24 protein-coding genes and 1 pseudogene are annotated in these 24,380 nt (G+C 72.1%); 11 read left to right on the top strand and 14 right to left on the bottom strand.

The window, feature by feature from the left end; all coding sequences use genetic code 11:
• Positions 1–38 precede the first annotated feature (38 nt).
• Both QA802_RS01870 and QA802_RS01865 read right to left on the bottom strand, forming a co-directional pair.
• On the bottom strand, positions 39–440 hold the full coding sequence (locus tag QA802_RS01870) for an ArsR/SmtB family transcription factor (RefSeq protein WP_334517614.1): 402 nt from the start codon (positions 438–440) through the stop codon (positions 39–41).
• Positions 441–671: 231 nt separating this feature from the next.
• Positions 672–1,046: a hypothetical protein gene (locus QA802_RS01865; protein WP_334517613.1), complete on the bottom strand. Its 375-nt coding sequence runs from the start codon at positions 1,044–1,046 to the stop codon at positions 672–674.
• A gap of 377 nt (positions 1,047–1,423) precedes the next feature.
• On the opposite strand from QA802_RS01865, the gene QA802_RS01860 reads away from it, so the two are divergent.
• Positions 1,424–2,320, top strand: a complete 897-nt coding sequence (locus QA802_RS01860) for an alpha/beta hydrolase (protein WP_334517612.1) — start codon at positions 1,424–1,426, stop codon at positions 2,318–2,320.
• 77 nt (positions 2,321–2,397) lie between these two features.
• Here the strand turns inward: QA802_RS01860 and QA802_RS01855 are convergent, their stop codons facing one another.
• Together QA802_RS01855 and QA802_RS01850 are read right to left on the bottom strand one after the other, a co-directional pair.
• Positions 2,398–3,435: a LacI family DNA-binding transcriptional regulator gene (locus tag QA802_RS01855; RefSeq protein WP_334534242.1), complete on the bottom strand. Its 1,038-nt coding sequence runs from the start codon at positions 3,433–3,435 to the stop codon at positions 2,398–2,400.
• Positions 3,436–3,595: 160 nt separating this feature from the next.
• Positions 3,596–4,189, bottom strand: a complete 594-nt coding sequence (locus QA802_RS01850) for a hypothetical protein (RefSeq protein WP_334517611.1) — start codon at positions 4,187–4,189, stop codon at positions 3,596–3,598.
• Positions 4,190–4,388: 199 nt separating this feature from the next.
• Between QA802_RS01850 and QA802_RS01845 the strand changes: the two genes are divergently transcribed.
• Positions 4,389–4,841 (top strand): flavodoxin family protein, encoded by a 453-nt coding sequence (locus QA802_RS01845; protein WP_334517610.1) that lies wholly within the window; start codon positions 4,389–4,391, stop codon positions 4,839–4,841.
• Between the two features lie 30 nt (positions 4,842–4,871).
• Here the strand turns inward: QA802_RS01845 and QA802_RS01840 are convergent, their stop codons facing one another.
• On the bottom strand, positions 4,872–5,441 hold the full coding sequence (locus QA802_RS01840; RefSeq protein WP_334517609.1) for a precorrin-3B C(17)-methyltransferase: 570 nt from the start codon (positions 5,439–5,441) through the stop codon (positions 4,872–4,874).
• Positions 5,442–5,956: 515 nt separating this feature from the next.
• Between QA802_RS01840 and QA802_RS01835 the strand changes: the two genes are divergently transcribed.
• From QA802_RS01835 to QA802_RS01825, 3 genes are all read left to right on the top strand, one after another.
• Positions 5,957–8,227 carry a M4 family metallopeptidase gene (locus QA802_RS01835; protein ID WP_334517608.1) on the top strand — a complete coding sequence of 757 codons (2,271 nt, stop codon included), beginning with the start codon at positions 5,957–5,959 and terminating at the stop codon, positions 8,225–8,227.
• A 153-nt stretch (positions 8,228–8,380) separates the two neighbouring features.
• Positions 8,381–8,653: a hypothetical protein gene (locus QA802_RS01830; protein ID WP_319171614.1), complete on the top strand. Its 273-nt coding sequence runs from the start codon at positions 8,381–8,383 to the stop codon at positions 8,651–8,653.
• Positions 8,654–8,745: 92 nt separating this feature from the next.
• Complete coding sequence (locus QA802_RS01825; protein ID WP_334517607.1) at positions 8,746–9,078, top strand: hypothetical protein; 333 nt, start codon at positions 8,746–8,748, stop codon at positions 9,076–9,078.
• Between the two features lie 109 nt (positions 9,079–9,187).
• Here QA802_RS01825 and QA802_RS01820 read toward each other — a convergent pair whose 3' ends face one another.
• Positions 9,188–10,513 (bottom strand): alpha/beta fold hydrolase, encoded by a 1,326-nt coding sequence (locus QA802_RS01820; RefSeq protein ID WP_334517606.1) that lies wholly within the window; start codon positions 10,511–10,513, stop codon positions 9,188–9,190.
• A 341-nt stretch (positions 10,514–10,854) separates the two neighbouring features.
• Here QA802_RS01820 and QA802_RS01815 point away from each other — a divergent pair, with 341 nt between their 5' ends.
• The 5 genes from QA802_RS01815 (at position 10,855) to QA802_RS01795 (ending at position 15,842) form a co-directional block, all read left to right on the top strand.
• Positions 10,855–11,502, top strand: a complete 648-nt coding sequence (locus tag QA802_RS01815) for a hypothetical protein (RefSeq protein ID WP_334517605.1) — start codon at positions 10,855–10,857, stop codon at positions 11,500–11,502.
• 49 nt (positions 11,503–11,551) lie between these two features.
• Positions 11,552–12,523 (top strand): AraC family transcriptional regulator, encoded by a 972-nt coding sequence (locus QA802_RS01810; RefSeq protein WP_334517604.1) that lies wholly within the window; start codon positions 11,552–11,554, stop codon positions 12,521–12,523.
• 332 nt (positions 12,524–12,855) lie between these two features.
• Entirely contained in the window at positions 12,856–14,406 is a 1,551-nt protein-coding gene (locus QA802_RS01805) for an MFS transporter (protein WP_443042064.1), read from the top strand.
• Between the two features lie 56 nt (positions 14,407–14,462).
• A complete protein-coding gene (locus QA802_RS01800; RefSeq protein WP_334517603.1) occupies positions 14,463–15,323 on the top strand; it encodes a DUF1932 domain-containing protein in 861 nt (286 codons plus the stop codon).
• Between the two features lie 36 nt (positions 15,324–15,359).
• Positions 15,360–15,842 (top strand): hypothetical protein, encoded by a 483-nt coding sequence (locus QA802_RS01795; RefSeq protein ID WP_334517602.1) that lies wholly within the window; start codon positions 15,360–15,362, stop codon positions 15,840–15,842.
• A gap of 178 nt (positions 15,843–16,020) precedes the next feature.
• Here QA802_RS01795 and QA802_RS01790 read toward each other — a convergent pair whose 3' ends face one another.
• The 4 genes from QA802_RS01790 to QA802_RS01775 all read right to left on the bottom strand — a co-directional run bounded on the left by QA802_RS01790 (position 16,021) and on the right by QA802_RS01775 (position 19,833).
• Positions 16,021–16,797: a polysaccharide deacetylase family protein gene (locus QA802_RS01790; protein WP_334517601.1), complete on the bottom strand. Its 777-nt coding sequence runs from the start codon at positions 16,795–16,797 to the stop codon at positions 16,021–16,023.
• Between the two features lie 172 nt (positions 16,798–16,969).
• Positions 16,970–17,542 (bottom strand): AMIN-like domain-containing (lipo)protein, encoded by a 573-nt coding sequence (locus tag QA802_RS01785; RefSeq protein ID WP_334517600.1) that lies wholly within the window; start codon positions 17,540–17,542, stop codon positions 16,970–16,972.
• A 504-nt stretch (positions 17,543–18,046) separates the two neighbouring features.
• Complete coding sequence (locus QA802_RS01780) at positions 18,047–18,709, bottom strand: response regulator (protein ID WP_334517599.1); 663 nt, start codon at positions 18,707–18,709, stop codon at positions 18,047–18,049.
• Complete coding sequence (locus QA802_RS01775; protein WP_334517598.1) at positions 18,706–19,833, bottom strand: sensor histidine kinase; 1,128 nt, start codon at positions 19,831–19,833, stop codon at positions 18,706–18,708. Before QA802_RS01775 ends, QA802_RS01780 begins: the two co-directional genes overlap by 4 nt.
• A 228-nt stretch (positions 19,834–20,061) precedes the next feature.
• Here QA802_RS01775 and QA802_RS01770 point away from each other — a divergent pair, with 228 nt between their 5' ends.
• Complete coding sequence (locus QA802_RS01770; protein ID WP_334517597.1) at positions 20,062–20,436, top strand: DUF6223 family protein; 375 nt, start codon at positions 20,062–20,064, stop codon at positions 20,434–20,436.
• A gap of 11 nt (positions 20,437–20,447) precedes the next feature.
• Here the strand turns inward: QA802_RS01770 and QA802_RS01765 are convergent.
• The 4 genes and pseudogenes from QA802_RS01765 to QA802_RS01750 form a co-directional block, all read right to left on the bottom strand.
• Positions 20,448–21,163, bottom strand: a pseudogene (locus tag QA802_RS01765) (APC family permease); the annotation flags it as partial.
• Positions 21,078–21,908 carry a site-specific integrase gene (locus QA802_RS01760; protein WP_334517596.1) on the bottom strand — a complete coding sequence of 277 codons (831 nt, stop codon included), beginning with the start codon at positions 21,906–21,908 and terminating at the stop codon, positions 21,078–21,080. The gene QA802_RS01760 and the pseudogene QA802_RS01765, both read right to left, overlap by 86 nt.
• 252 nt (positions 21,909–22,160) lie before the next feature.
• Complete coding sequence (locus tag QA802_RS01755; protein WP_334517595.1) at positions 22,161–22,658, bottom strand: peptidylprolyl isomerase; 498 nt, start codon at positions 22,656–22,658, stop codon at positions 22,161–22,163.
• Positions 22,659–22,794: 136 nt separating this feature from the next.
• Complete coding sequence (locus tag QA802_RS01750; RefSeq protein WP_334517594.1) at positions 22,795–24,273, bottom strand: glutamate-cysteine ligase family protein; 1,479 nt, start codon at positions 24,271–24,273, stop codon at positions 22,795–22,797.
• Between the last annotated feature and the right edge of the window lie 107 nt (positions 24,274–24,380).

Genomic DNA, 24,380 nt, shown 5'->3' with positions numbered 1-24,380 from the left:
CGCCCCGGCAGGGCGGACGGACGTCTTGCGCTCGGCCCTCACGTCCGTCCGGCGCCGCTCCGTGGCGCCGGCAGCCCCGCACGGGCGTGGGGCGCCGGCGTCGGCAGCGGCTGCTCGGACTGGCGCAGCTCGGCCAGCAGTTCGTTCTGCCCGGCCAGGAGTTCGGTGAGGATGCGGCGGGCGGCCCGCAGCAGTTCCGCCACGTCGCCGCCCGCCAGCGCGTAGCTGACGGTCGAGCCCTCCCGGATCGACACGACGATCCCCGACCGGCGCAGCACCGCCAGCTGCTGGGACAGGCTGGAGGGCTCGATCTCGATCTCGGCGAGCAGGTCCCGTACGGCGACGGGCCCGCCCTGCAGCAGTTCGAGGACCCTGATCCGCACGGGGTGCCCGAGCATGCGGAAGAACTCGGCCTTGGCCTGGTAGAGGGGAACCTGCATGGTCGCTCGCTCCCTGCCGCGTTCGGTGGGGTGTGGATCTCGAAGGCGCGGCGGCCGCCAGGCTGTCCGTGCGCAGCCGCGCGCGAGGTGCCGCGCCTCGATCCTGGTGGTTGCGGGCTCCGCACACCCGCGTGATGCGCTGATCTGGATGTGTCGAGATGAAGACATCTTCAATTCGACGGTGTGCGAAGCCGTGGCCGTCCGGCCCGTGAGGTCGGGGTGTCCGGCCGCCTAGACCTCGAGCTCGGCCTCGATCCGCTTGAGCTGGTGGCGGGCCATCGCCAGGTTGGACCGTTCGCGGTCCAGCACCAGGTACATGAACAAGCCGCTGCCGCCACGGCCCTTGAGCAGCCGGATGAGGTGGTACTGGTTCGCGAGGGAGATCAGGACGTCCTCGATCTCGCCCTTGAGCCCCAGGTGCTCCATGGTGCGCACCTTGGCGCGGATCACGTCGGTGTTCCCCGCCGCGGCGACGGTCAGGTCGAGATCCTTGCCCCCGCCGAGCGTGCCGAGTGCCATGCCGCTGGTGTAGTCCACGAGGGCGACCCCCAATGCCCCCTCGATCGCGGTCATCGTCTCCTTCATCGAGATCTCCACGTTCGCCATGGCGCTCCTCCTGCCGGTTGCGCGGGTCCGGGCTCCTCCGGCTCCGCTGGTGCCCCGACCGTACGAAGGACGTCCTCCTACCGGGTGACGTTGCTCCGGGACTGGCCCAAGTGGCTTCGGAACGCGAAGGTCTGTGCACGCAATCGACCGCGCAGGCAGGGCAAGTGAACGGTTGCGCGGTGGGCGGTGGGAACGCGGGCTCGACGTCGATCGAAGACCCTTCGTGACGGCCGCCCGGACCCGGTGCTCCGACTCCTCCAGCCCGGAGGGTGGCGCGTTCGCGCGCCCGGGTGCAGGATGTACCTTCATTAACAGGAATCCTGTCAATCGGATGCCGCCGGCGTCCCCGATTCCTCACCGCGAGAACGGGAGCGACCATGCCGCTCAGCCCCCGCATCCAGGCCAGGGCCGTCCAGTTGCTGCTCGGCGGGATGATGTCCCGAGTGCACCAGGACCTGCGCTTCTCCGATGTGCCCAGGAACACGCAGACACTCCGGGTGGAGACCGGCGCGGGGCCGGTGGCCTGCACCGTCTACCGGCCGCCGGTCGTCACCGGCCCACCGGCCCCCGTCTACGTCAACTTCCACGGCGGCGGCTTCGTCGTGGCGCGTGCGGAGCAGGACGACCATCTGTGCCGCTGCATAGCCGCCACGGCGGGCTGCGTCGTGGTCAACGTCGACTACGCCGTCGCTCCGCAGCGGCCCTACCCCGCCGCCGTCACCCAGGCCTACGACGTGACCGCGTGGGTCGCCGCGAACGGCGAGGCGCACGGTTGGGACGGATCCCGGCTGGCCGTCGGCGGGCACAGCGCCGGCGCCAACCTGACCGCCGCGGTGTGCCGCACGGCCAGGGACCGCGGCGCCTTCTCGCCGCGCCTGCAGATCATCGACTCCGCGCCGCTCGACATGGTCACCGACCCGGCGGCCAAGATCGCGCGCACGGCAAAGCCGCTGCTCACCCCGAGGCTCATGCGCGTGTTCACCGGCGCCTACGTACCCGATCCCGCCGACCGCGCCGACCCGCTCGTCTCGCCGGGTCTGGCCGACGACCTCGCCGGACTGCCGCCCGCCCTGGTGGTCGTCGCGGAGAACGACCGCCTCCGCGACGAGGGCGACGCCTACGCCAGGGCTCTGGAGGCCGCGGGTGTGCCCGTCACCCACCGCGTGTTCGCGGACGTCGACCACTACTTCACCCACACGGGCCCCGTGCCGGCCGCGAAGGAGGCCATCGCGCTGATGGCTGCCACGCTGCGCTCGGCGCTGGCCGCCGGCTGACGCGACTGCGGTTCCACCGGGTCACCGATGAGGGCCGGTCGGCCGAAATGGCCGGTCGGCCGAGGCGGGCCGGACGGTCAGCGGGCCGGGTTCCGACGCGCGGGCGGGGCCGCGGTCGAGGCGCGGACGGCGAGGCCGACCGGAGGGTCGCTCGCGGGCAGCGGCGGCGCGTCCGGGTTCTCGATGGCGTGCACGAGACGCTTGAGGCCCTCCTGCGCCACCGCGTCGAACGGTTGCGGCACCGTGGTGAGGGGAGGCGTCACGAACGCGGCGACCGGGATGTCGTCGAAGCCGACGACGCTGACGTCCTGCGGTACCCGCAGGCCGGCCTCCGTCAGCGCGCGGATCAGGCCGATCGCCATGTCGTCATTGGCGGCGAACACGGCGGTGACGTCACCGTCCGCGGCGAACGTACGGCCCGCCGCGTACCCGGACGCGGCGGACCAGTCGCCCTCGACGACCGGTGGCACGGCTCTGCCGTGGGCCCTGAGTGCCGTCCGCCAGCCCTCCATTCGGTCCCGCGCGGCGTACCAGCGTTGCGGGCCCGCGAGGTGATGGACCGTCGCATGGCCCAGTCGCAGCAGGTGTTCGGTGGCCGCCCGGGCCATCCGGTCGGCGCCGTGTCCGGCGGTCAGCACGCTGGGGGCGACGACGGGTGACGGGGCACTGAGCACCAGCACCGGCACACCGACGCGGAGGCGGAGGTCACCGCCCTGCCCGTCCTGTGTGTCCTCGCCGCTGCGCTCGTCGATCGGTTCGGAGACGACGATGCCGTCCACGCCCTGCTCGAGGAGTGAGCCGACGGCGCCCGCGACGCCCGCGGGATCGCCTTCCACCGTGTTGACCACGCGGAGCGCGTATCCGGTGTCCCGGACGGCCCGCTCGACGCCCATCAGCAGGGAGGCGGGACCGTAGAGGGCGGTGCCCAGCGTCACCACGCCGATGGCCCGGGTCCGTCCGGAGGCCAGCGCCCGGGCGGCGTTGTTGCGCCGGTAACCGAGCTCCTCGGCGGCTTCGAGGACGCGTCGGCGCACCTCCGCGGAGACGTACGGCTCGTCGTTGAAGACCCGCGAGACCGTCTTCTGGGAGACGCCGGCGAGGCGGGCCACGTCCACGCTCCGCGGCGCAGCGGCGGCTGCTCCTCGTCCCGTCGCCCGCTGCATGGTGTCCCCTCGTGGCCTTGGATGCGAACCGATGATGCCAGACCCGAGGACCTGACCGGCGACGAGGTCTGCCAGGCGCACTCCGGGGACACGCGCGGGCTCGGGACGGGCGTCAGTTCTTCGGCAGCCACTTCTCCAGGGCGCCGATGAGACGGTCGAGGGCGGGCTCGTCGGCGGAGCGGTCCGTCATGACCGTGCGGCCGTCGAACCGGAGGGCGTACTGGAACCTGTCCGCGGAGCCCATGTCCCTCGTGAACGCGGGGACGTCGTCGAGCGCGGGGTCGCCGAGCAGCGTGCGCAGCTGCGTGAACTGCGACGCGGTCGTGTCGCGCACCGCGGACCGGCCCTTGTCGGTCGTACGGACGCTGCCGTCGCCCCGGAGCGTCACCTCCTGGTTCACCCCGGCGAACCCGCCGCTGACGGTCATCACCACCAGCTTCTGGTCCGGTCCGGTGACGGGCACCGGCGAGGGACGCGCGGACGCGGCAGCCGATGCGGAAGAGGAGGGGGACGGGGAGGAGGCGGGCGGGGAAGGAACGGACGGGGAGGCCGTGGGCGCGGCGGACGACGAAGAGGCGGGAGAGGCGGTCGCCGTCCCGGACGCCGTGTGCGCCGGCTCCGCGTTGCGTCCGTCGTCCCCGGGCGAGCAGCCGACCAGGACCAGCACACCGGCCGCGCACATCGTCGCCGCACTCCGAGCGAGCATCCCGCACCCCCGCGTCTGGACAGTCGGGCAGTCGTCGTATCAGAGTGCCCCGGACGGCGTCGACCGTAACCGGTCCGCCCGGACGGGGGCTTCGGGCGTGCGGTGCCCAGGGAGGCCGGGACGGACGAGACGCGCGCGGCCGGGCTCCGTCGCGTCCTGGCTTGCGGCGGGGTCGGGGGAGCGGGCAGGGTCTTGTGCCGTGCCCACCTTGCTGATCGTCCATCACACCCCGTCGCCGCACTGCCAGGCGCTTTTCGAAGCGGTGGTCGCGGGCGCGACGGCGCCCGAGATCGAGGGCGTCCGCGTCGAACGGCGAGCGGCCCTCGCCGCGACCGCCTCCGACGTCCTGGCCTCCGACGCCTTCCTGCTGGGCACCCCGGCCAACCTCGGCTACATGTCCGGGGCGCTCAAGCATTTCTTCGACCAGATCTACTACCCGTGCCTCGACGCCACCCAGGGCCGTCCCTTCGGCTACTACGTGCATGGCGGCAACGACGTGACCGGCGCGGTGCGCGGCATCGAGGCCGTCACCACGGGTCTGGGCTGGCGCCGGGCTGCCGAGCCGGTGACCGTCACCGGGGAACCGGACAAGGCGGAGCTGGCGGCCTGCTGGGAACTGGGCGCGACAGTGGCGGCCGGACTGACGGCGTGAGGGGCGTCGTACGTCGGTGACCGTCGTTCGTCAGTGACCGCCCCGCCCCGGCAGGCAGGCTCCGTCGAGGGTGCGGCCGACGACCTCGGCGGTGGCGTGACCGCGGTCGTCGACGGCCCCGTTGACGCACACCCGGCCCTCGCCGCCGCCCACGAGCACGTTGTGCAACGGTTTCAGGACCTCGCCCTGGATCTCGATCCCGTCCGGCGCAAGGCCGATCGCCGTGGCGGCGGCGGTCCGCAGAGCGTCCGCGGTGGTGCCCGAGTCCGCGAGTCTCTGCAGGACCGCGGCGAGGGCCGTCGCCCGGGGCCGGGTCTCGCGCTTCTGCTCCGCGGTGATGGGCTGCTGCTGACGGTAGGCGTGGTTTTCCGCCACCCGCTGGTCCCAGTCGGCGGAGATGCACGGCGACGGAACGGCCTGCGTGTCCTCCGGCGGCGGACAGAACCCCTTCGGCGAGCGCGAGGCCGGCGCAGGGGCCGAACCGGCCGCCCGGGGATCGTCCGAGGGATTCGCGCACCCGGCGGTGAGGAAGAGCAGAGCGAGAAGAACCGGAGCGCCGACGAGGCGCCGTATCTGTGCCTGTGTCTGTGCCCGTGTCATCCAAGGATGATGGCAGGCGCCCACGACAGGGCGGGCGGCAGGGATGTCGGGGCTGTCGGGGGATGGCGGGATCGCGGGATCGCGGGATCGCGGGATCGCAGAGTCCGTTCCGGTCGGCTCCACAGGGGACAGGGGACAGGGGACAGGGGACAGGGGACAGGAGGGCAAGGGGCAAGGGGCTACCCGTCCGAACTGCTCCGGCCGGTCCCCCGGTAGGTCAGGGTGATCCGGAGGCGCCGACGGCTGAAATCGTGCCGAGCAGGCGGAATCCCCAGCCGCACATGGTCATTTCAAGCCGTTGTCTTGGCAGTCACATGACAAAACTGTGCACCCGGTGCCACGCTGCTGCCGACGTTCACCATTCCTTCACGTCCGCATCATGCGGAGCACCTGTCACCCACCCCCCACCTCCTTCCACCCCCCCAATCGTGCAGCGCTCCGGACCGGCCCCATCCCGCCGGTCCGCCCCACCTCGGCCCCATCACCGGCCGACCGTCGCACTGAAGGAGAACCCGTTGCCCCGGCGACACCTCCCCGTCCTCCGGCGCAGACGCGCCACCGCACTCGCCCTCACCGCCGCCACCCTGCTGACCCTCGGGGTCCAGACGGGCACCGGCGTCGCGGCGCCCACCCCCGGCCCCGGCGCGGCCGGCATCACCGAGACGCCCCGCGCGGGCGCCGCGGCGACGCCCCTCGCACCGGCCGCCCGCGCCTCGCTGATCAAGAGCGCGCAGGCCACGGCAGGCGCCGAGGCCCGTCGGCTCGCCCTCGGAACCCAGGAGAAACTCCTCGTCAAGGACGTCGTCCGGGACGCCGACGGCACCACCCACACCCGCTACGAACGCACCTACGCCGGACTTCCCGTCCTCGGCGGCGACCTGGTCGTCCAACTCAAGAGCGGCCGGACCACCGTGACCAGGGCGAGCGGGGCGACGCTCACACTGCCTTCACTCACCCCGAAGCTCGCCGCCTCCCAGGCCGCCGGCAAGGCTCTCGCGGCCGCGAAGAACGCACGGGTCAAGGGCTCCGAGACGGAACGCGCGCCACGTCTGGTCGTGTGGGCCGCAGCGGCGAAGCCCGTCCTCGCCTGGGAGACCGTCGTCGAGGGCGTGCAGCAGGACGGCACCCCCAGCGAACTCCAGGTCGTGACCGACGCGGCCACGGGCAAGCAGATCCTCGCCGCCGAGAAGGTCCACACCGGCACCGGCACCGGCCAGTTCAGCGGCACGGTCCCGCTCGGCACCACGCTGTCGGGATCGACGTACCAGCTCGTCGACGGCGACCGCGCCGGGCACAAGACGTACGACCTGAACCAGGGCACGTCCGGCACCGGAACGCTCTTCACGGACGACAACGATGTCTGGGGCAACGGTCTGCCGTCCGACCGTCAGACCGCGGGCGTCGACGTGGCCTTCGGCGCCGCCGCCACCTGGGACTACTACAAGGACGTGTTCGGCCGCAACGGCATCCGCAACGACGGCGTCGCCGCCTACAGCCGCGCCCACTACGGCAGCAACTACGTCAACGCGTTCTGGCAGGACAGCTGCTTCTGCATGACCTACGGCGACGGGTCGGGCAACACCCACCCACTCACCGCCCTCGACGTGGCCGCCCACGAGATGAGCCACGGAGTCACCGCGGCCACCGCCGACCTCACCTACGCGGGAGAGTCCGGCGGCCTCAACGAGGCGACCTCCGACATCTTCGCCGCGGCCGTCGAGTTCCACGCGGGCCTCGCCGCCGACCCCGGCGACTACCTCGTCGGCGAGAAGATCGACATCAACGGCGACGGCACCCCGCTGCGTTACATGGACAAACCCTCCAAGGACGGCTCCTCCCGCGACAGTTGGAGCTCCACCCTCGGCGGCGTCGACGTGCACTACTCCTCGGGTCCCGCGAACCACTTCTTCTACCTGCTCTCCGAGGGCAGCGGCGCGAAGACCGTCAACGGCGTCGACTACGACAGCCCGACCTACGACGGGCGGCCGGTCGCCGGCATCGGCATCGAGAACGCCGCCGCCGTCTGGTACCGGGCGCTGACGACGTACATGATCTCGTCGACCGATTACGCCGGCGCCCGCACCGCCACCCTCCAGGCCGCGAGCGACCTCTTCGGCGCCTACAGCCCGACCTACCTCGCCGTGGCCGACTCCTGGGCCGCCGTCAACGTCGGCAGCCGGATAGCCCTCGGCGTCAATGTCGCCCCGATCACGGACCAGACCAGCGGCGTCGGCCAGGCGGTCAGCCTCCAGGTGGACGCCTACACCACCAACTCCGGCGCGGGTCTCACCTACGAGGCGACCGGACTGCCCGACGGTCTGAGCATCAGCCCGAGCGGCCTCATCACCGGGACGCCCACCGCCGTGGGCAGCAGCGATGTCACCGTCGAGGTCACGGACAGCACGGGTGCCTCCGTCTCGGACGACTTCACCTGGCGGATCGCGTACATCTACGCCAACGCCGACCGGGTGGACATCCCCGACAACGGCGCTGCCGTGGAGTCCCCGGTCACCATCACCGGCCGCGACGGCAACGCCTCCGCCACCACGTCGGTCCACGTCAACATCGTCCACACGTACCGCGGTGACCTGACCGTCGACCTCGTCGGCCCCGACGGCGCCGTCCACTCCCTTCTCAACCGCAGCGGCGGCTCCGCCGACAACGTCGACCAGACCTTCACCGTCGACGCCTCCGCCCAGCCCGTGAACGGAACCTGGAAGCTGCGCGTCCAGGACCGTGCGGCGATCGACGTCGGATACGTCCAGAGCTGGCAGCTCACCCCCTGACGCCGACCGCCCCACACCGCCGCCCGGGTCCTTCGAGACCCGAGCGGCGGTGCGTCCGGATCAGCCCGTCAGGGACACATGGGTGTCGACCCCTTCGGCGCGGACCCGTCGGCGAGCGGGGCGTTGTCAGTGGTGGATGCCACGCTGTCGGTCATGGACGAGGCTGAGTTCTTGCGGGGCCGGGTGTACGGCGCCGACCACGACGACGCGGGCCCCCGCCCGGGCCGCGCGTACGCACAACTGGTGGGCGGCCCGCTGGACGGGCTGTTGCTGGACGTCACGGACCGGCCCGACCATGACCTGCGCGAGGTGGCGCTGACCACGGAGATCGGACGCTACGGGCCCGGCGGCCGCGCCCTGTACGGGCGACGCGGCGCCGACGGCCGCCGTCTCGACTGGCGGGGCGACGCCCCGGCCGCCGACTGAGCAGCCCGCCGACCGGGCCGGGCGGTGAGTCCGTTGCCGCGCAGACAGGAGGAACGGTGGATTCCGTCGCGCGAGGGTGATCAAATGTGCGAATGTCCACAGGATCCATCTCCGCCCCTCACGTCACGGCCGCACCGGCGGTCCGTCATGGCTGGCACAAGCTCCTCATCGCCCTCGTCATCCTGGGGCGCGTGGCCCGGATCCCGGCCGCGATGGCCGCGACGACGGGGGAGCACCCGTCGGGCTGGTGGCTCGTGGTGTGGGAGGTGCTGGCGCTCGGCCTGGCCGCCTACGCCGTCAGCGAGTGGGAGATCCTCAAGTCGACCGCCTGGCGCATGCGCGTGTCGCAGTGGATCTACCTGGTCATCTTCCACATCGGCCTCACGGTCTTCCTGAGCTCCCTCTTCATTCAGTGGTGGTTCTGAGACCGGTTCCGGGGCTGCTGATGCGAGACGCCGTGGGGAGCGGGAAGGGCCGTGGCGGCGGCCGGCGCGTCCGCGAGGCGCGCACCGGCCGCCGCCGTCCTGGGCGGGGTCAGGGGCGCAGCGGGAGCGTGGCGCAGTCGGACGCGGCGGGCTTCCCGTCGAGTCGGTCCGTCAGCCAGGAGATCGCCTCGCCCTGGTCGACGATCAACGGCGTGAAGTGGTTGATCAGCGCCCGGCCGAGACCGGGCAGGATCACCGGCTTGTAGGTGACGGAGACGCCCTTGGCGCACCAGGCGACGGCGAGGCCGCGCGCCTGCGCGTGCGGCACCAGGTCGTCGGCGGTGCCGGTCGCCACCCGTACCGGGGACGCCGGTGCGCGGGCGCCGATGCGCTGGTCGGCCAGGAACGCCTCGAGCTTCGGCTCCGACTCGACGACGGCGCTGAGGGAACGCCCGTCGGCGGTCCAGGCGTTGCTGCGCGCCGAGTTGTAGGCGAGGAGGGCGTCGCCGACGCACATCGTCGACAGGTCCTCGAGGGCGGCCCGGCCCGCGTCGTTCAGGTGCGCCCGGGCGATCGGCTCGAGCTCGGGGTCGGACTGCAGGAAGCCGTTGACGGACCAGCCCAGCGCGCCGGCCAGGTCGCTGCCGTCGATGGCCTTGGTGACGGCGGCCAGATCGGCGGGCGGCGCGCCGCTGTAGGTGCCGGCGAGGGTGACGTCCGGTGCGTAGGAGGGCTGGAGTTCGGCGGCGGCGGCCGTGGCCCCGCCGCCCTGGCTGTATCCGTACAGCGCGATCCGGGAGCCCGCAGTCGGCGAGGCGCCGGGGAACGCGCGGACGGCGCGGACGGCGTCGAGGACGGCGTGCGCCTCGTCGACCCGGTTGACGTAGGTGTGCAGCCGGTCCGTGCCGCCGAGGCCGGCGTAGTCGGTGACGACGACGGCGATGCCGCGGGCGAGGAGGCGGTAGATCGCCAGGTCCTCGTAACCGACGGACAGCGTCTGCCCGTTGACCAGGAGCGGGCGTTCGAGGCCGAGCGAGGCCGCGCACTGGTCGCCCTGGCCCATGGTGCCGGGGGCCAGGGCGACCAGCGGCCGTGGACCCTTGCCCTTCCAGCGGGCGGACGGCTCGAGGTAGGCGCCGGTGACCGCCATGGGCCGGCCGGCGGAGTCGGTGGACTTGTACATGAGGCGGGTCGCGGTGCCCGGCAGCGGTCCGTCGATCCCCGGCAGGCTGAGCGCCAGGGGGAGCGGCTCGGAGCGGATCAGCGCGCCGTCGGCCGCGGGAAGCGCGGCGGGCGGGGTGTAGAAGGCGGGGATCGTGACGCCGCGGGAGACCACGGCCCCCGGCTCGGACGCGGCGTCGGCCGGTACCGTGGTGACGCCGAGGCAGGCGGCGGCGGTGACGGCCGCGGCCAGCATGCGGGTGGGGGTGGGCATGGCGGACCTCCGGGGGAGAGGGAGGCCGAGCCTTCGTCTGCGGCTCGGACAAAGGACGGTCCGGTGGGGTGCGGACCGTGACGACCGAGCGGCCCGGAGCCGCGGTCGCCTCCGCTGCCCGGTACCGCTCTTAGACGAACTGTCAGGACCGTAGCGAGGGCACGGTTACCTCGGGTAGCGGTCGGTAGGTTACGGTTCAGTAATATGACTGCGCGGTAGCATGTCCGAACTCTTCGTCGCGCCGGTCACGCTCGTCGCTCAGAGCGTCCACAAATGGCCTGTTGGCGACAATCGCTGACAAAACAAGACCGGTGGACGCCACGTCGCTAGCGTCCCGAGTCATGAACACCGACCGTATGCGCGGCGCGCGACCCGGCGGCCCCGCCCCGCACGACGACACCGACGTGCCGCCCCCGCCCGGCGCCCACCACTCCCCGACACAGACGGTGACCGCGGGCGACAACGCCAGGATCACGCAGAAGAACACCCAGATGAAATTCTCGGTCCCGGTCGTCGGGCCATTGCTCAGTCTGGCCTTCGCCCATCCCGTGATCGCAGGCCTCACGGCCGTGGCGGTCGTCGGGGGAGGCGGCGCGGCGGTGTCGGCCGCCCTGCCCGACTCGACGCCCTCGCCGTCCACCGCCGTGGTCCGCGGGTTCGTCATGAAGAACGCGGACGGCCGGACGGTGCCCACGGGCTACGACTTCACCCAATCCCCGCCCGCGGTGGCCGACGCCGGCACGGACGCCGTCTACGCGCAGGGCGGATACCTGCTGTCCACCGCCGGCAAACTGGCCGAGTGGGGATCGTCCGAGCCGCCCACCGCTCAGGGCTGCCGCAAGGCCGTCACCGAGCACCCCGTGCGCAGGACCGCGGTCGGCGTCGCCTACGTCACGTGCTACCTCGACCGCAACGGCGACCCCGGCTACATCTCGGTCACCGCCAACGACAACGACTCCGTCACCGTCGACACGGCCCACCTGAAGTGACCCGAGCGCCGCCGAACGGCCTGTATGGGCGGTGTGGTTGACTACGCCCGTGTTGCACGAGTCGGTCTTCCGCACCACCGACCTGCCGGTGGACGCCCGGTTCGAGGCGTGGGCGGAGCGCATGGGCCGTACGCACGCGCCCATGCAGCTCTCCAGCGACCGCGCCGCGGACTACCGGGGCCGGCAACGCGTCATCCCCCTGGGCGACGTGACCGTGTGGCCTGCCACCTTCGACCACCTGGTCTTCCGCCGCACCCCCAAGCTCGTCCGCCAGTCCGATCCCGAGGTCTATCACCTCTCCCTCCTGCTGAAGGGCGAGGGCGCCGCCGACTGGGGGCGGCAGCAGGCCGCCTACCGCATCAACGAGTTCCACACCAACTCCTCCTCCCGGAGCTACGACATCCACACCGGCCCCGAGCCGGTCACCATGGTCGGCGTCGAGATCCCGCGGTCGCTGGTGGCCGTGCCCGGGCACCACGCCGACCAGGTCATCGGACGCCACATATCGGGCCGCGAAGGCATCGGCGCACTGCTCGCACAGTTCCTCCTGCGCCTGGTGTCGGACACGTCCGCCTATCAGCCCTCGGACGCGCCCCGGTTGGGCACGGTCGCCGCCGACCTGGTCACGGCCGTCTTCGCGCACGCCGCGGACGCCGACCCCAGGCTCTCGCCGGAGAGCCACGGCCGCACCCTCGCCCTCCAGATCAAGACGTTCATCCGCGGGCGACTCGGCGACCCGGACCTGACCCCCGCCGCCATCGCCGCCGCGCACCACATCTCCCGCAGCTACCTGTACCGCCTCTTCCAGGCCGAAGGCCTCACCGTCGCCTCCTACATCCGCGACCAGCGCCTCGAACACGCCCGCCGCGACCTCGCCGACCCCCGGCTGCGCTCCCTGCCCGTCCACGCCGTGGCCGCCCGCTGGGGCTTTCCCCGCGCCGCCGAGTTCACCCGGGCGTTCCGCACCGCCTACGGCATCCCGCCCAGCGAACTGCGCGAACAGGCGCTCACCGAGCCCTGACCCTCCGGACGATCCGGGGGCCTCCGGGGCGATCCGGTACCTCCGGCCGCCGTTCCGGTCCGGTCCTGTCGTCAGCTGTGGACGCTGTGCCAAGCGGAAGTGGACGGTCCGCCAACGACACACCGGGCGTCTCTCCTGCATCCTGGTCACGCGCGGCACCGCCCGCGACCTGCGGAAGCCGTGCCAGGACTACAGGGGAGCCCTGGCACGGCCCGAGTGGTGAGGGCTCTGCCACGGGCGTACGGTCAAACGGTGGACCCGGCGGTGGACGCAGGACGCACCCGTCCACCGACCTCTCGCCGAGGGCCCGCCTCCCGAGCGGACGAGGCGTCATGAGCAGCGTTCCCCAGCCGACCTCAGCAGCCCAGGCCGCCGCCCGAAAGGACGGCGGCGGCAACGCGATGGCGCTGCTGGTCATCGCCTCGTGCCAGCTGATGGTGGTCCTCGACATCACCATCGTGAACATCGCGCTGCCGGACATCCAACGCTCCCTGGGCTTCTCCACGACGAGCCTGGCCTGGGTGGTCAACGCCTACACCCTCACCTTCGGCGGTCTGCTGCTGCTCGGCGGCCGAACCGGCGACATCCTCGGCCGGCGGCGCGTGTTCGTCTTCGGCGTGCTGCTGTTCGTGGTCGCCTCACTGCTGGGCGGTCTCGCCCAGAACGAACCCCAACTCCTCGCCGCGCGCGCCCTGCAGGGCGTCGGCGGGGCCGTGGCGTCGCCGACCGCGCTCAGCCTCGTCAGCACGACGTTCCGTGAAGGCCCCGAACGCAACCGGGCGTTCGGCGTCTTCGCCGCGGTCTCGGCGGGCGGCGGCGCGATCGGTCTGCTCGCCGGCGGCATGCTCGTCGAATGGCTGAACTGGCGGTGGGTGCTCTTCGTCAACGTCCCCATCGGCCTGCTCATCGCGCTGGCCACCCCCCGCTACATCAAGGAGTCCGAGCGCCATCCCGGCCGCTTCGACCTCACGGGGGCGCTGACCTCCACCGTGGGCATGGTCCTGCTGGTGTACGGGTTCATCAGAGCCGCCCAGGAAGGGTGGCGGGACACCATCACGCTGGTCTCGTTCGCCGCGGCCGTCGTCGTCCTCGCCGCGTTCGTCCTGATCGAGCGGCGTTCCCGGCAGCCCATCACGCCGCTGCACATGTTCGCCGACCGCAACCGAGCGGGCACGTACGGCATCATGCTGTGCCTCGCCGCCGCGATCTTCGGCATGTTCTTCTTCCTCACGCTCTTCGTGCAGAACGTGCTCGGCTTCAGCCCGCTGGCCGCCGGGTTCGCCTTCCTGCCGGTGAGCGCGGTCATCGCGGTCGGCGCCGGACTGGCCTCACGGTTCCTGCCGAAGTACGGCCCGAAACCGTTCATGGTGGGGGGCGCGGTCCTCGCGGCGGCCGGGCTGTCCTGGCTGACCCTCACGGACGTGCACTCCACGTACGCGGGCAGCGTCCTCGGCCCGATGCTCGTCTTCAGCCTCGGCATGGGCATGGAGTTCGTCTCCCTCACCCTCATGGCGCTCTCCGACGTCACCCCGCAGGAGACCGGTGCCGCCTCCGGCCTGCTCAACGCCACCCAGCAGGTGGGCGGTTCGCTGGGCCTGTCCATCCTGGTCACCATGTACGGCACGGCCAGCCGGAACGAGGCGGACCAGCAGGTGTCCGACTTCCTGGCGCAGGCGACTCCCGCCGAACGCCTGCGCTTCCGGCAGACCGGGGTGCTCCCCGACCCCTGGGGTGACGAGGTGCTCACCTCCGGCGTCTCGGCGGCCTTCGTCATGGCGGCGATCTTCACGGTCCTCGCCGCTCTGATCGCGGTGCTGGTCATCCAGGTCCGTCCGTCGGACCTGGAACGCCTCAAGGGCGGCACGGTCCCGGGCGGAGTCTGACCGTCGCCCACCGGCGGCCGGCACCCGCCCGGTCCGCCGGGGATATGGTCCACCCCATGGGGCATCGAGGCGTGGGAATCCTGCATCCGGGGGAGATGGGAGCGACTGTCGCGGCGGCGGCCGTGGCCGCGGGAGCCGAGGTCTGGTGGCTGCCGCGCGGACGCTCGGCGGCGACACGGGAGCGGGCCGCCGCCTCCGGTCTGCGGTCCGCTTCCGGCATCGAGGAACTGACCGGGACGTGCCGGCTCGTGCTGAGCGTGTGCCCGCCGGCCGCCGCGCTCGACGTCGCCGAACAGGTGGCGTCGGCCGGCTTCAGCGGCGTGTACGTCGACGCCAACGCGGTGAGTCCCGAGCGGATGACCGAGATCGCCGCGGTGTTCGAGGGGGCCGACGTCACGGTGGTCGACGGAGGAATCACCGGACCGCCGCCGCGCCGGGCGGGCATGACCCGGCTGTACCTCTCGGGCGACGCCGCCGCCGTGGCCCGCGTCGCCGACGTGTTCGACGGCACCGCGCTCACCCCGGTCGCCCTGCCGGGCCCGATCGGGCGGGCGTCGGCGCTCAAGCTGTCCTTCGCCGCGTACAACAAGATCTCGTACGCTCTGGCCGCCCAGGCCTGCGCGCTGGCCGACGGCCACGGTGTGCTGGACGATCTGCTCGACCTGGCGGACCACCTGCTGCCCGGAACGCCGCTGGCGGCGAAGGACCGGTGGGCCGCCGCCGGGTCGCGGGCCTGGCGATGGGAACCGGAGATGCACGAGATCGCCGGCGCCTGGCGGGCCGTGGGCGCGCCGGCCGGGCTCGCCGAGGCGGCGGCGCGGACGTTCGCCCGGTGGGAGGCCCACAAGGACGATCCGGCCGTCACCGGCGCGCAGCTGATCGCCGACCTGGTCGAGCGCGACCCTCACGAGGGGTGAGCGGACGGGTTTGCCGCCGGAGTGAGGGGCAACGCGATGTCCATGAGTGAACCGAACAAGAAGACGAGCACCCACACGAACTCTTCCGGAAAGGCGACCGCGGGCGACGGGTCCGCGGCGAAGCGGGCGACCGCGGCCAAGGCCCGCCAGACCACCGCGAAGGCGACGGCTCCGGCCGCACGCGCCGCGCGTGACGCCGCGACGAAGACCGACGACGCCGCCGAGGTCACCAGGACCGGCGTCCGGCGCACGGCCGAGGCGACGACCGGCGCCGTGCAGAGCGCGGCCCACAGCGCCGCGCGGGGCGTCGAGGCGAGCCGTCAGGCGATCGTCACGACCTCGGGCCAGGTGGCCGCGACCGCGAAGACGGCCTGGACGGTCGTCGCGCACCGAAAGCTGATCGCGGCCGGCGTGGGCGCGGGGCTGTCGGCGCTGACGGCCGCCTCGTACGCCGTCGGGCGCCGTTCGGCCCGCCACACGCACGGTCCCCTCACCCGGCTCACCGGCGGCCGGATCTGACCTCCCGCAGCCGTGGCTGCGACCTGGGCCGTGCCAGGCTGGCCTCCGACGCCCGCCCGCCGCCCGCCGGTGGCCGGTTCCCGGCGTCGATCTCCGACGCCCGAACCCCGGGGGCGCGGGAAGCCGCCGGGTGCGGTTACCCCCTGTTCCACGCCGGCGACATCGAACTCCGGATCGCTCAGCGCACCGGGAAGCCGAAGGAGTAGCCCTGTTGCTTCAACCAGGGCAGGACCTCGCGCAGCGCCGTCACGGTCTGTGCGCGGTCACCGCCGGCGTCGTGGAACAGAATGGTCGGACCGTTGCCCACCTCGCTCTTGACGGTGGCGACGATCGCGGCCGCGCCCGGCCGCTCGAAGTCCTTGGTGTCTACGTTCCAGCCCAGCGGTCGCATCCCGCGGGAAGCGGCGAGATCGCGGCTGTAGGGGGTGAACGCGCCGCCCGGCGCCCGGTAGTACAGCGGGCGGACGCCCCCGGAAGCCTTGGTGATCATGCGTTCGGCGTCCAGGATCTGCTGCGACTGGTAGGCCTGCGACTTGGCGTCCATGGACGTGTCGTGCGAGACGGTGTGGTCGCACAGCCGGTGACCTGCCGCCACCACGGCCTTGACCAGGTCCGGATGCGCCTGCGCCTGGGTGCCCACCATGCAGAAGGTCGCCTTCACCCCGTTCTCCCGCAGCACGTCGAGGACTTGGGGAGTCCAGGCGGGATCAGGGCCGTCGTCGATGGTGATGTTGACGCCCCGCGGCCCGTGGTCGGACGCGTGCGCGATGTCCACGGCGACCCGCGCCGGGGCGGACGCCGACGCGGAGGGAGGCGCGGACGCCTCCGCTTTTGTCCCCGCGCCGCTGCCGTCGGCCTGTGCGGTCCACACCGAGGTGACCGCGGCCATCGCGGTGACCCCGACCGCCGCCGCGATCACCCGGCCGTACCAACCCCGCCCACCATGCCGCGCCATGTCTGCCCTGCCCTTGTCGTCCCGGTGGAATCCGTGCAGATGACAGGACGGAGAAGAGCGGCCGTGGGATCCCGCTGTTACCGACCACGGACAATTCTGCGGGCGTTCGGCGACGCAACGCGGCAACGTCCGCGCAGGGAACGGCAGTACGGCGGTGCGGGGTCGGCGGGTGTCACCAGGTGTGCGCGACGTCCACCACGACGTGGTCGGTCAGGCGCAGCACCCGGAAGGGCAGACGGGCACGCACGCCGAGCCCGAACTGCGTGACGCCTTCGAAGCTCCCGCCGTACCGGGTGTCCCGGAAGGTGCTGTATCCGGCGAGGTTGACGCCCGGCAGGGTCTGGGCCGGCCGCCCCGGGTAGGTGGGCGTGCCGGTCTCCGGGTTGTAGGCCGGGGCGTTGACCCGCACCTCCAGGATCGCGCCGCCGCCGACCGGGATGGGCCGGCCCGAGCCGTCCTGGTAGAGCTGGTCGACGTATCCGACAAAGAAGCCGAGCTGGGAGGCGCTCGCACCGGGCACGTCGATGACGAACCGGTCGTAGCAGTCGTGGCGGCCGGTCCGGACGTCGGTCAAGGGGGTCGCCGTGCTGGTGACATAGCTTTCGGCCAGACTGCCCCAGCCGGTGGGACAGGCGGCGGCGGCCCGGGCGGCGGTCGCCGGGGCGGCTTCGGCCGGAGCCACGGCAACGGCCAGGGTGGCGGTCATGAGGGCCGCGGTGGCCCAGACGGTTCTGTTTCGCACCATGATCTCCCCCGAAGGAGTCGTGTGTCGGACATCAACTGAGACAACCTGAATGACCGAAAGGTTGCGCTGTCTCACGCCCTCTGTGGGGTGCGTCCGGGAACGCGGAGCGCCAGTGGTGCGCCGGTGGTGCGGCTGACGCCTCGGCAACGGTTCCCGGCGGGCGTTCGGTGCGGTCAGGCCGGTGCGGTCAGGGGTGGTCTCGCCGTTCGCCGGCGGTGCGGTGGTGGGGCATGCCCGACAGACCTCTTTCGGCACCGGCGAGTTGGGCCGTGAGGCTGGTGAGCCAGACCTCGAAGTCGACGAGAGCCGGCAACGGCGGCGCAGGCGGTCGGCCGGGAGAGGACCGGATCGCGTCCTGCGGCGCGGGCGGTCGCACCGTCTGCGGCCGACGTCCCGCTTTCGGCGGGCTGCCTCCGGCCGTCGGCGGTCGTTTCCCGGCGCACCGGGCGGCCGGCCGGTCGACGAGGCGCCGTAGCGTCCTGGCCAGTCAACGGCGCGCTGGGGTCAGGAGTTGCGCGGAGCTACCAGGCCGGATTCGTAGGCAAGGACTACGAGCTGGGCGCGATCACGGGCATGGAGCTTGGCCATGGCCCGGTTGATGTGGGTCTTGGCGGTCAACGGGCTGATGACCAGGCGGTCGGCGATCTCGTCGTTGGACAGGCCCTGTGCGGCCAGGGCGACGGCCTCGCGTTCGCGGCTGGTCAGCTCCTCCAGCCCGCTGCCGGCGCGGGCGGGGGGCGGCTGGGTGACGTACCGGTCAATGAGCTTGCGGGTGATCGCGGGCGCGAGCAGGGCGTCGCCGCGGGCGGCGACATGTACGGCGTGCAGGAAGTCCTCCGGCACGATGTCTTTGACAAGGAACCCGGCGGCGCCGGCGCGCAGCGCGTCGAAGACGTACTCGTCCATGCCGTAGTTGGTCAGCACGACGACGTGTACGCCGGCCAGGGCCGGGTCTGCGGCGATGCGCCGGGTCGCTTCGATGCCGTCCATGACGGGCATCTGGATGTCGATGAGCACGACGTCGGGCAGCTGCTCCTTGATGAGCGCCAGGCCTTCTTGGCCGTCGGCGGCCTCGGCCACGACCTCGATGTCGTCTTCGAGGTCGAGTAGCGCGCGGAAGCCGCTGCGGATGAGCGGCTGGTCGTCGACCAGCAGGACCCGGATCACGACGCTCCATTCGTGGGGAGTTCGGCCTGGACGGTGAAGCCGCCGGCGCTGCGCGGCCCGGTGCGCAATCGGCCGCCCAGGGCCGTGACGCGTTCGCGCATGCCGAGCAGGCCGAGGCCGGGCGCCGGCGCGGGGTGCGGGGTGGCCTTTCCGTTGTCGTCGACGCGGATGGCGAGGGCGTCCGGCCGGTAGTCGATGAGCACCGAGGCAGTGGTTGCGGCGGCGTGCCGGGCGACGTTGGTGAGCGACTCCTGAACGATCCGGTAAGCGGTACGGCCCACTGCGGCCGGCACGGCGTGCGGATGTCCTTCGATCGTCAGCGTCGTCTCCAGGCCGGTTGTTTGGAACCCTTTCACCAGGTTTGAGATGTGGTCGAGTCCGTGCGGCGGGGTGGTGTCGTCGTCGCGCAGCGCCTCAAGGGTCGCGCGCAGCTCCCGGCTCGCCTCCCGGCCGGCTTCCTGGATCGCCAGCAGGGACTCCGGCACCTGCTCGCCCCGCCGCCGGGCCACGTGGACGGCGACCTCGGACTGCACCTTGATGACCGAGATCTGGTGGGTGAGCGAGTCGTGCAGCTCCCGCGCGATGCGCAGCCGCTCCTCGTCGGCCCGGCGCCTGGCGGCCTCCTCGCGGGTGCGCTCGGCTTCGTCCGCCCGCCGTTCGGCCTGCCGCACCGCCTCCCCCGCGGCGAAGGCGGCGATCAGCCAGGCGATCTCAAGGGTGTTCCGGGCCTGCGCCACGACCTCGCGCGCGGGCCCGTCGTGGAAGACCAGGGCGGTGAGGTGGAGCACGGCCACCAGGCCCACGGATGCGACCACTGCGACGGCGCGGTGTCCGGCACGTACCGCGCCGTAGACGGCGACCAGGTAGGAGACGGCGAGCACCTCGAACCCGGCCGCCAGATAGCCCACCGCGGACAGCCCGGTGACGGCCAGGACCACGAGCGGTGCCCGGCGGCGCGCGGCCAGCCCCAGCCCGCCGGCCGCCAGTAGCACGGACCCGGGCAACTCGCAGCCCCCGGCCGGGGCTGGCCCGGACAACCCGGTGCCCAGCAGCAGCGCCGCCACGCCCACGGCGATCGCCCAGTCGGTGACCGGCGCCGGGAGAGCGAACCGTCCTTTGTCCATGGGTGCACCGTAACCGGGCTCGGTTGTGGGCGAGTCCGGCTCTTGGACGAGTGATCGGCTACCGCGTGTGCGGTACCGGCGCGCCGCCTGCCGCATCCGCGGTATCCGGATGCCGCGGATGCGGCAGTGGAAAGTGCCTGCGTCTGCTGGACGATCGGCAGGGGGCCGGCGCGCATGCTCAAGATGCATCGAACCTCGCAGTCAGCGACGGAGAAGGAGGAGAGCGGCATGAGTGCTTCAGCAGCGCTGATGGTGGCCGCCGAGGGCGGGATCATCGGCGACGGGCGGACCGGGGCCAACCTGGCCCTGGGGGTAGGGCTGCTCGGCCTGGCTATCGGCTGGCTGGCCCTGGCCCGCGCCGGCGGCCGGATCAGCATCGGCAACGCGCGCACCGGCGGGATGTCGGCCATCGCGGTGGGTCTGGCCGGCACGGCCCTCGCGGTGCTGCACCTGGCCACCTCCAGCGGCGGTCCCGGCACCGGCAACGGGCTCGTCGGCGCCATCGTCGCCGTCCCGCTGGGGCTGGGCGCCGTGCTCCTCGGCCGCCGGGCGTTGACCCGCTTCCGCGGCGCCGACCGGCCGATCGATCGGATGACCGTCTGACCGCCACCGGGTCACGGCGTGCGTGTGGCCACCGCGCGCCGGACCCCGTAGGCGGAGGCACCGACGGCCAGCGCCGTAGCCCCGGAGAGCACCGAGGACAGCGGCAGAGCGAAGGCCAGGAGCAGGCGGTCGGCAAGCCCGACCACGGGGATGATCCGCGCGGGACGGCCCTCCTGCGGCCGCAGGGTCCAGGCGCAGGCGCAGGCGTTGGCGACGGCGTAGTACGCCAGCACACCGAACGAGGAGAACCCGATCGCCCCGCGTACGTCCGTGGTCGCCGCCAGCAGCGCCACCACCGCGCCGACCACCAACTCGGCGCGGTGCGGCACCTTGCCCCGCAGGTGCACCGCGGTCACAGCACGTGGCAGGTGCCCATCACGGGTTATGGCCAGCGTGGTGCGGGAGACGCCGAGGAACAACGCGAGCAGTGAGCCGAGCGCGGCCACGGCAGCACCGACACGTACGACCGGTGTCAGCCAGTCGGCGCCTGTCGCCCTGGCCGCGTCCGACAACGGTGCGGCAGCCTCCGCCAGCTCTTCGGGCCGAGGACGGCCAGGACGGCGATGGCGACGGAGGAGTAGCACGTACGGCCAGTTGCTCGTCCCGGCGCGGCCGGTGCGATCATCAGCGCACAGGAAGCATCACCCCGACAGGCCCACCCCCGCCGATCCTCGAGCCCGCTTCGCAGGGCGTCGTCGCCCACCTGGCGGGAGGAGCCGTCGGTGCTCTTGCGCTCGGAGGGAAACAGCGGGGCACCAGGGCGTGTGTGATCGTCGTCGAACTGGATCAGCGCCGTTGATCAGCGGCACCATCCGCTCACGTGGCCCCGATCCACGGGCACCCTTGCCGTGGCGAACGTGGAGCTTGCCGAAGCGGCCCAGGTCCCACTTGATGTCGGCCAGGTCGAGCTTGCATGCCTCGCTCACCCGCAGGCCGACCTGGGACATCAGCTTCGAGGCGGTGTAGTTCCTGGCCGTAGGGGCGAACTTGCGGCACGTCGCCAGCCCGCCGCCCCAGCCCGTGAACAGTGTCCCGACCTCCGGCTCGCTCGGTGGGATCCGTAGGTGGGCGTCCTTGGCTCCACGCGGCCGGTTCATCTCGTCGATCGGGCACTCGACGACCCGGCCGGTCATCCGGTGGAGCTCGACCTTGTGCCGCAGCTCCAGGAACATGAAGTACGTAGTCAGCGCCTGCGACCGGGCCAGCCGGGTGCCGCTGGGCGAGTTCCGCAGCACCTTCCCGAAGTACGCGTCAGCGTCAGCGGGCTCCATGTCCCACAGGGGCCGGCCGAACCAGGTCCTGATCTGGTCCAGGTGCCCGACGTCCCCACGGATCGTGCCGTCCGCCAGGCCAGCCGAGGCCCGCGCAAGCACAAACCCCGACAGCACGTCGGTCTCGAACCGTTCCAGCTCCTCCGCCGACACGGGTGCCCAGTGCCCACGCAGGTCCCGTACGACTGCCAGCGCCGCCAACCCGAGCCTCCTCGCCTTCGGCCCGACTGTGGATCGGTCGGACGAGGTGAGAACGCTTCAAGAATCCCGAAGTTACGTCACAAGGCCACAAGGCCACAAGGCCACAAGGCGCTCGAAGGAGGGAGAATCCCCTGGCCACGTGGCCAGGGACTCAGCGAGGCTCAAGAAGAACTCACGGGATGTCGCACAGTACGGCGTCACCGCGCCGCGCCGGACGGCGCCCCGGCCGGGCGGGCGGTCGGGAAGTCCGGATCAGAGCTGGCCGGAGGCCGCGATGGTGATCTTCGCCGAGGTCGAGCCGCTACGGGAGCCGAGCGCCTCGATCCTCTTGACGAGGGCCATGCTGTCGTCGTCGGCGACCTCGCCGAACACCACGTGCTTGCCGTCGAGCCAGTCGGTCACGATCGTGGTGACGAAGAACTGCGAGCCGTTGCTGTTCGGGCCCGCGTTGGCCATGGACAGCAGGCCCGGCCGGTCGTGCTTGAGCGTGAAGTTCTCGTCGGCGAACTTCTCGCCGTAGATGCTCTTGCCGCCGGTTCCGTCGCCGCGGGTGAAGTCTCCGCCCTGGAGCATGAAGGCGGGGATGACCCGGTGGAAGGAGGAACCGGCGTAGCCGAATCCCTTCTCGCCGGTGGCGAGCGCGCGGAAGTTCTCCGCGGTCTTGGGCACGACGTCGTCGAACAGGTTGAAGTTGATCCGCCCGGCGGGCTCGTTGTTGATGGTGATGTCGAAGTAAACCTTGATCGCCATAGGACTATCCTGCACGCTCCTCGGAGCGCTGTCGCACTGAACGTCCCGTGTTGCCCCTTGTGTCGTGGTTCGTGTGCGGGGTGTGCAAGGGTGCGCGGCGTGATCGGGGCGGCGTGTCGGCGTGTCGGCGTGTCGGTCAGTCGACCGGCCAGGTGTGGGCGGGCGCGTTGAGGTGCATGTAGTCGATGTAGAGCTGCGTCATCCGCCGCAGGGCCTCGTGCCGGCCCGCGTGGGCGGAGGCGGTGATGCGGTGGAACATCTCCTTCTGCCAGACCGCCCCGTTGCGGCCGGTGACGCACCGCTGCTCGATGACGCCGAGCAGCGGCTCCCGCCAGGCCGCGTCCATCCCGGACAGCTCCAGACCCTGGTGGGCCAGCGGCAGCAGTCGCCGCAGGACGAGCTCGGGCACCGTGACCTCGCCCATGCCGGGCCAGTACAGCCGGGCCTCGATGCCGTGCCGGGCGGCGGCGTGCAGGTTGTCCTCGGCGGTCCGGAAGGACATCCGCGACCACACCGGCCGCTCCTCCTCCACCAGGGCGCGGGTGAGGCCGTAGTAGAACGCGCCGTTGGCGAGGGTGTCCGCCACGGTCGGGCCGGCCGGCAGACAGCGGTTCTCCACCCGTACGTGCGGCCGGTCGTGGGCGACGGCGTAGACCGGACGGTTCCACCGGTAGATGGTGCCGTTGTGAAGGGTCAGCTCGGCGAGTTCGGGGACGTCCCCTTCCGCCAGGGTCTCGCGCGGGTCCTGTTCGTCGCACAGGGGGAGCAGCGCCGGGAAGTAGCGCAGGTTCTCCTCGAACAGGTCGAAGACGCTGGTGATCCACCGTTCTCCGAACCACACCCGGGGGCGTACGCCCTGCGCCTTGATCTCCTGTGGGCGGGTGTCGGTGGTCTGCTCGAACAGCGGGATGCGGGTCTCGTGCCACAGCTCCTTGCCGAACAGGAACGGCGAGTTGGCCGCGAGCGCGACCTGGACGCCGGCGATCGCCTGGGCCGCGTTCCAGTAGGCGGCGAACTCGTCGGGGGAGACCTGGAGATGGAACTGGGTGCTGGTGCAGGCGGCCTCCGGGGTGATCGTGTCCGCGTAGGTGCGCAGCCGGTCGACACCGTCCATCTCGATGTGCAGGTCCTCGCCGCGGGCCGCGAACACCTGGTCGTTGAGCAGCCGGTACCGGGCGTTCTCCGACAGCGAGGACGCTCCGACGTTCTCCTGCCGCAGGGTCGGCAGGATGCCGACCATGATCAGTCGGGCGCCGACCGAGCCGGCGCGCTGTTCGGCATGGTTGAGCGCGGCCCGGATCTCGGATGCCCAGGCGTCGGGTCCGCCCTGCGTCAGCCGGCGGGGCGGGACGTTGATCTCGAGGTTGAACCGTCCCAGCTCGGTGGACCAGGCGGGGTCTGCGATCGCCTTGAGGACGTCGGTGTTGCGCATCGCCGGCTCGGCCTCGGCGTCGACCAGGTTCAGCTCGATCTCCAGGCCGACCTGGGGCCGCTCGGACTCGAACCGCGACTCGCGCAGCATCTGCGCGAACACCTCGAGGCACTCCTGCATCTTGATCCGGTACCGGCGGCGGTCCTCGCGGGTGAAGACCAGCGCCGGGACGTCGCGTCCCATCGGCCCTCCCGGCGCGTCCCTTCTCGGACGCCTCTCGCCTCCAGCGTCGCACCACCGGACGACCCTCACCAGGCGGCATCCCGGTCGCCTCCACCGCACCCGATTCC

This window comes from Streptomyces sp. B21-105 (assembly GCF_036898465.1).
GTDB lineage: Bacteria > Actinomycetota > Actinomycetes > Streptomycetales > Streptomycetaceae > Streptomyces.
The sequence above is the reverse complement of the archived record's forward strand: the minus strand, read 5'-3'. Positions and strand labels throughout refer to the sequence as shown.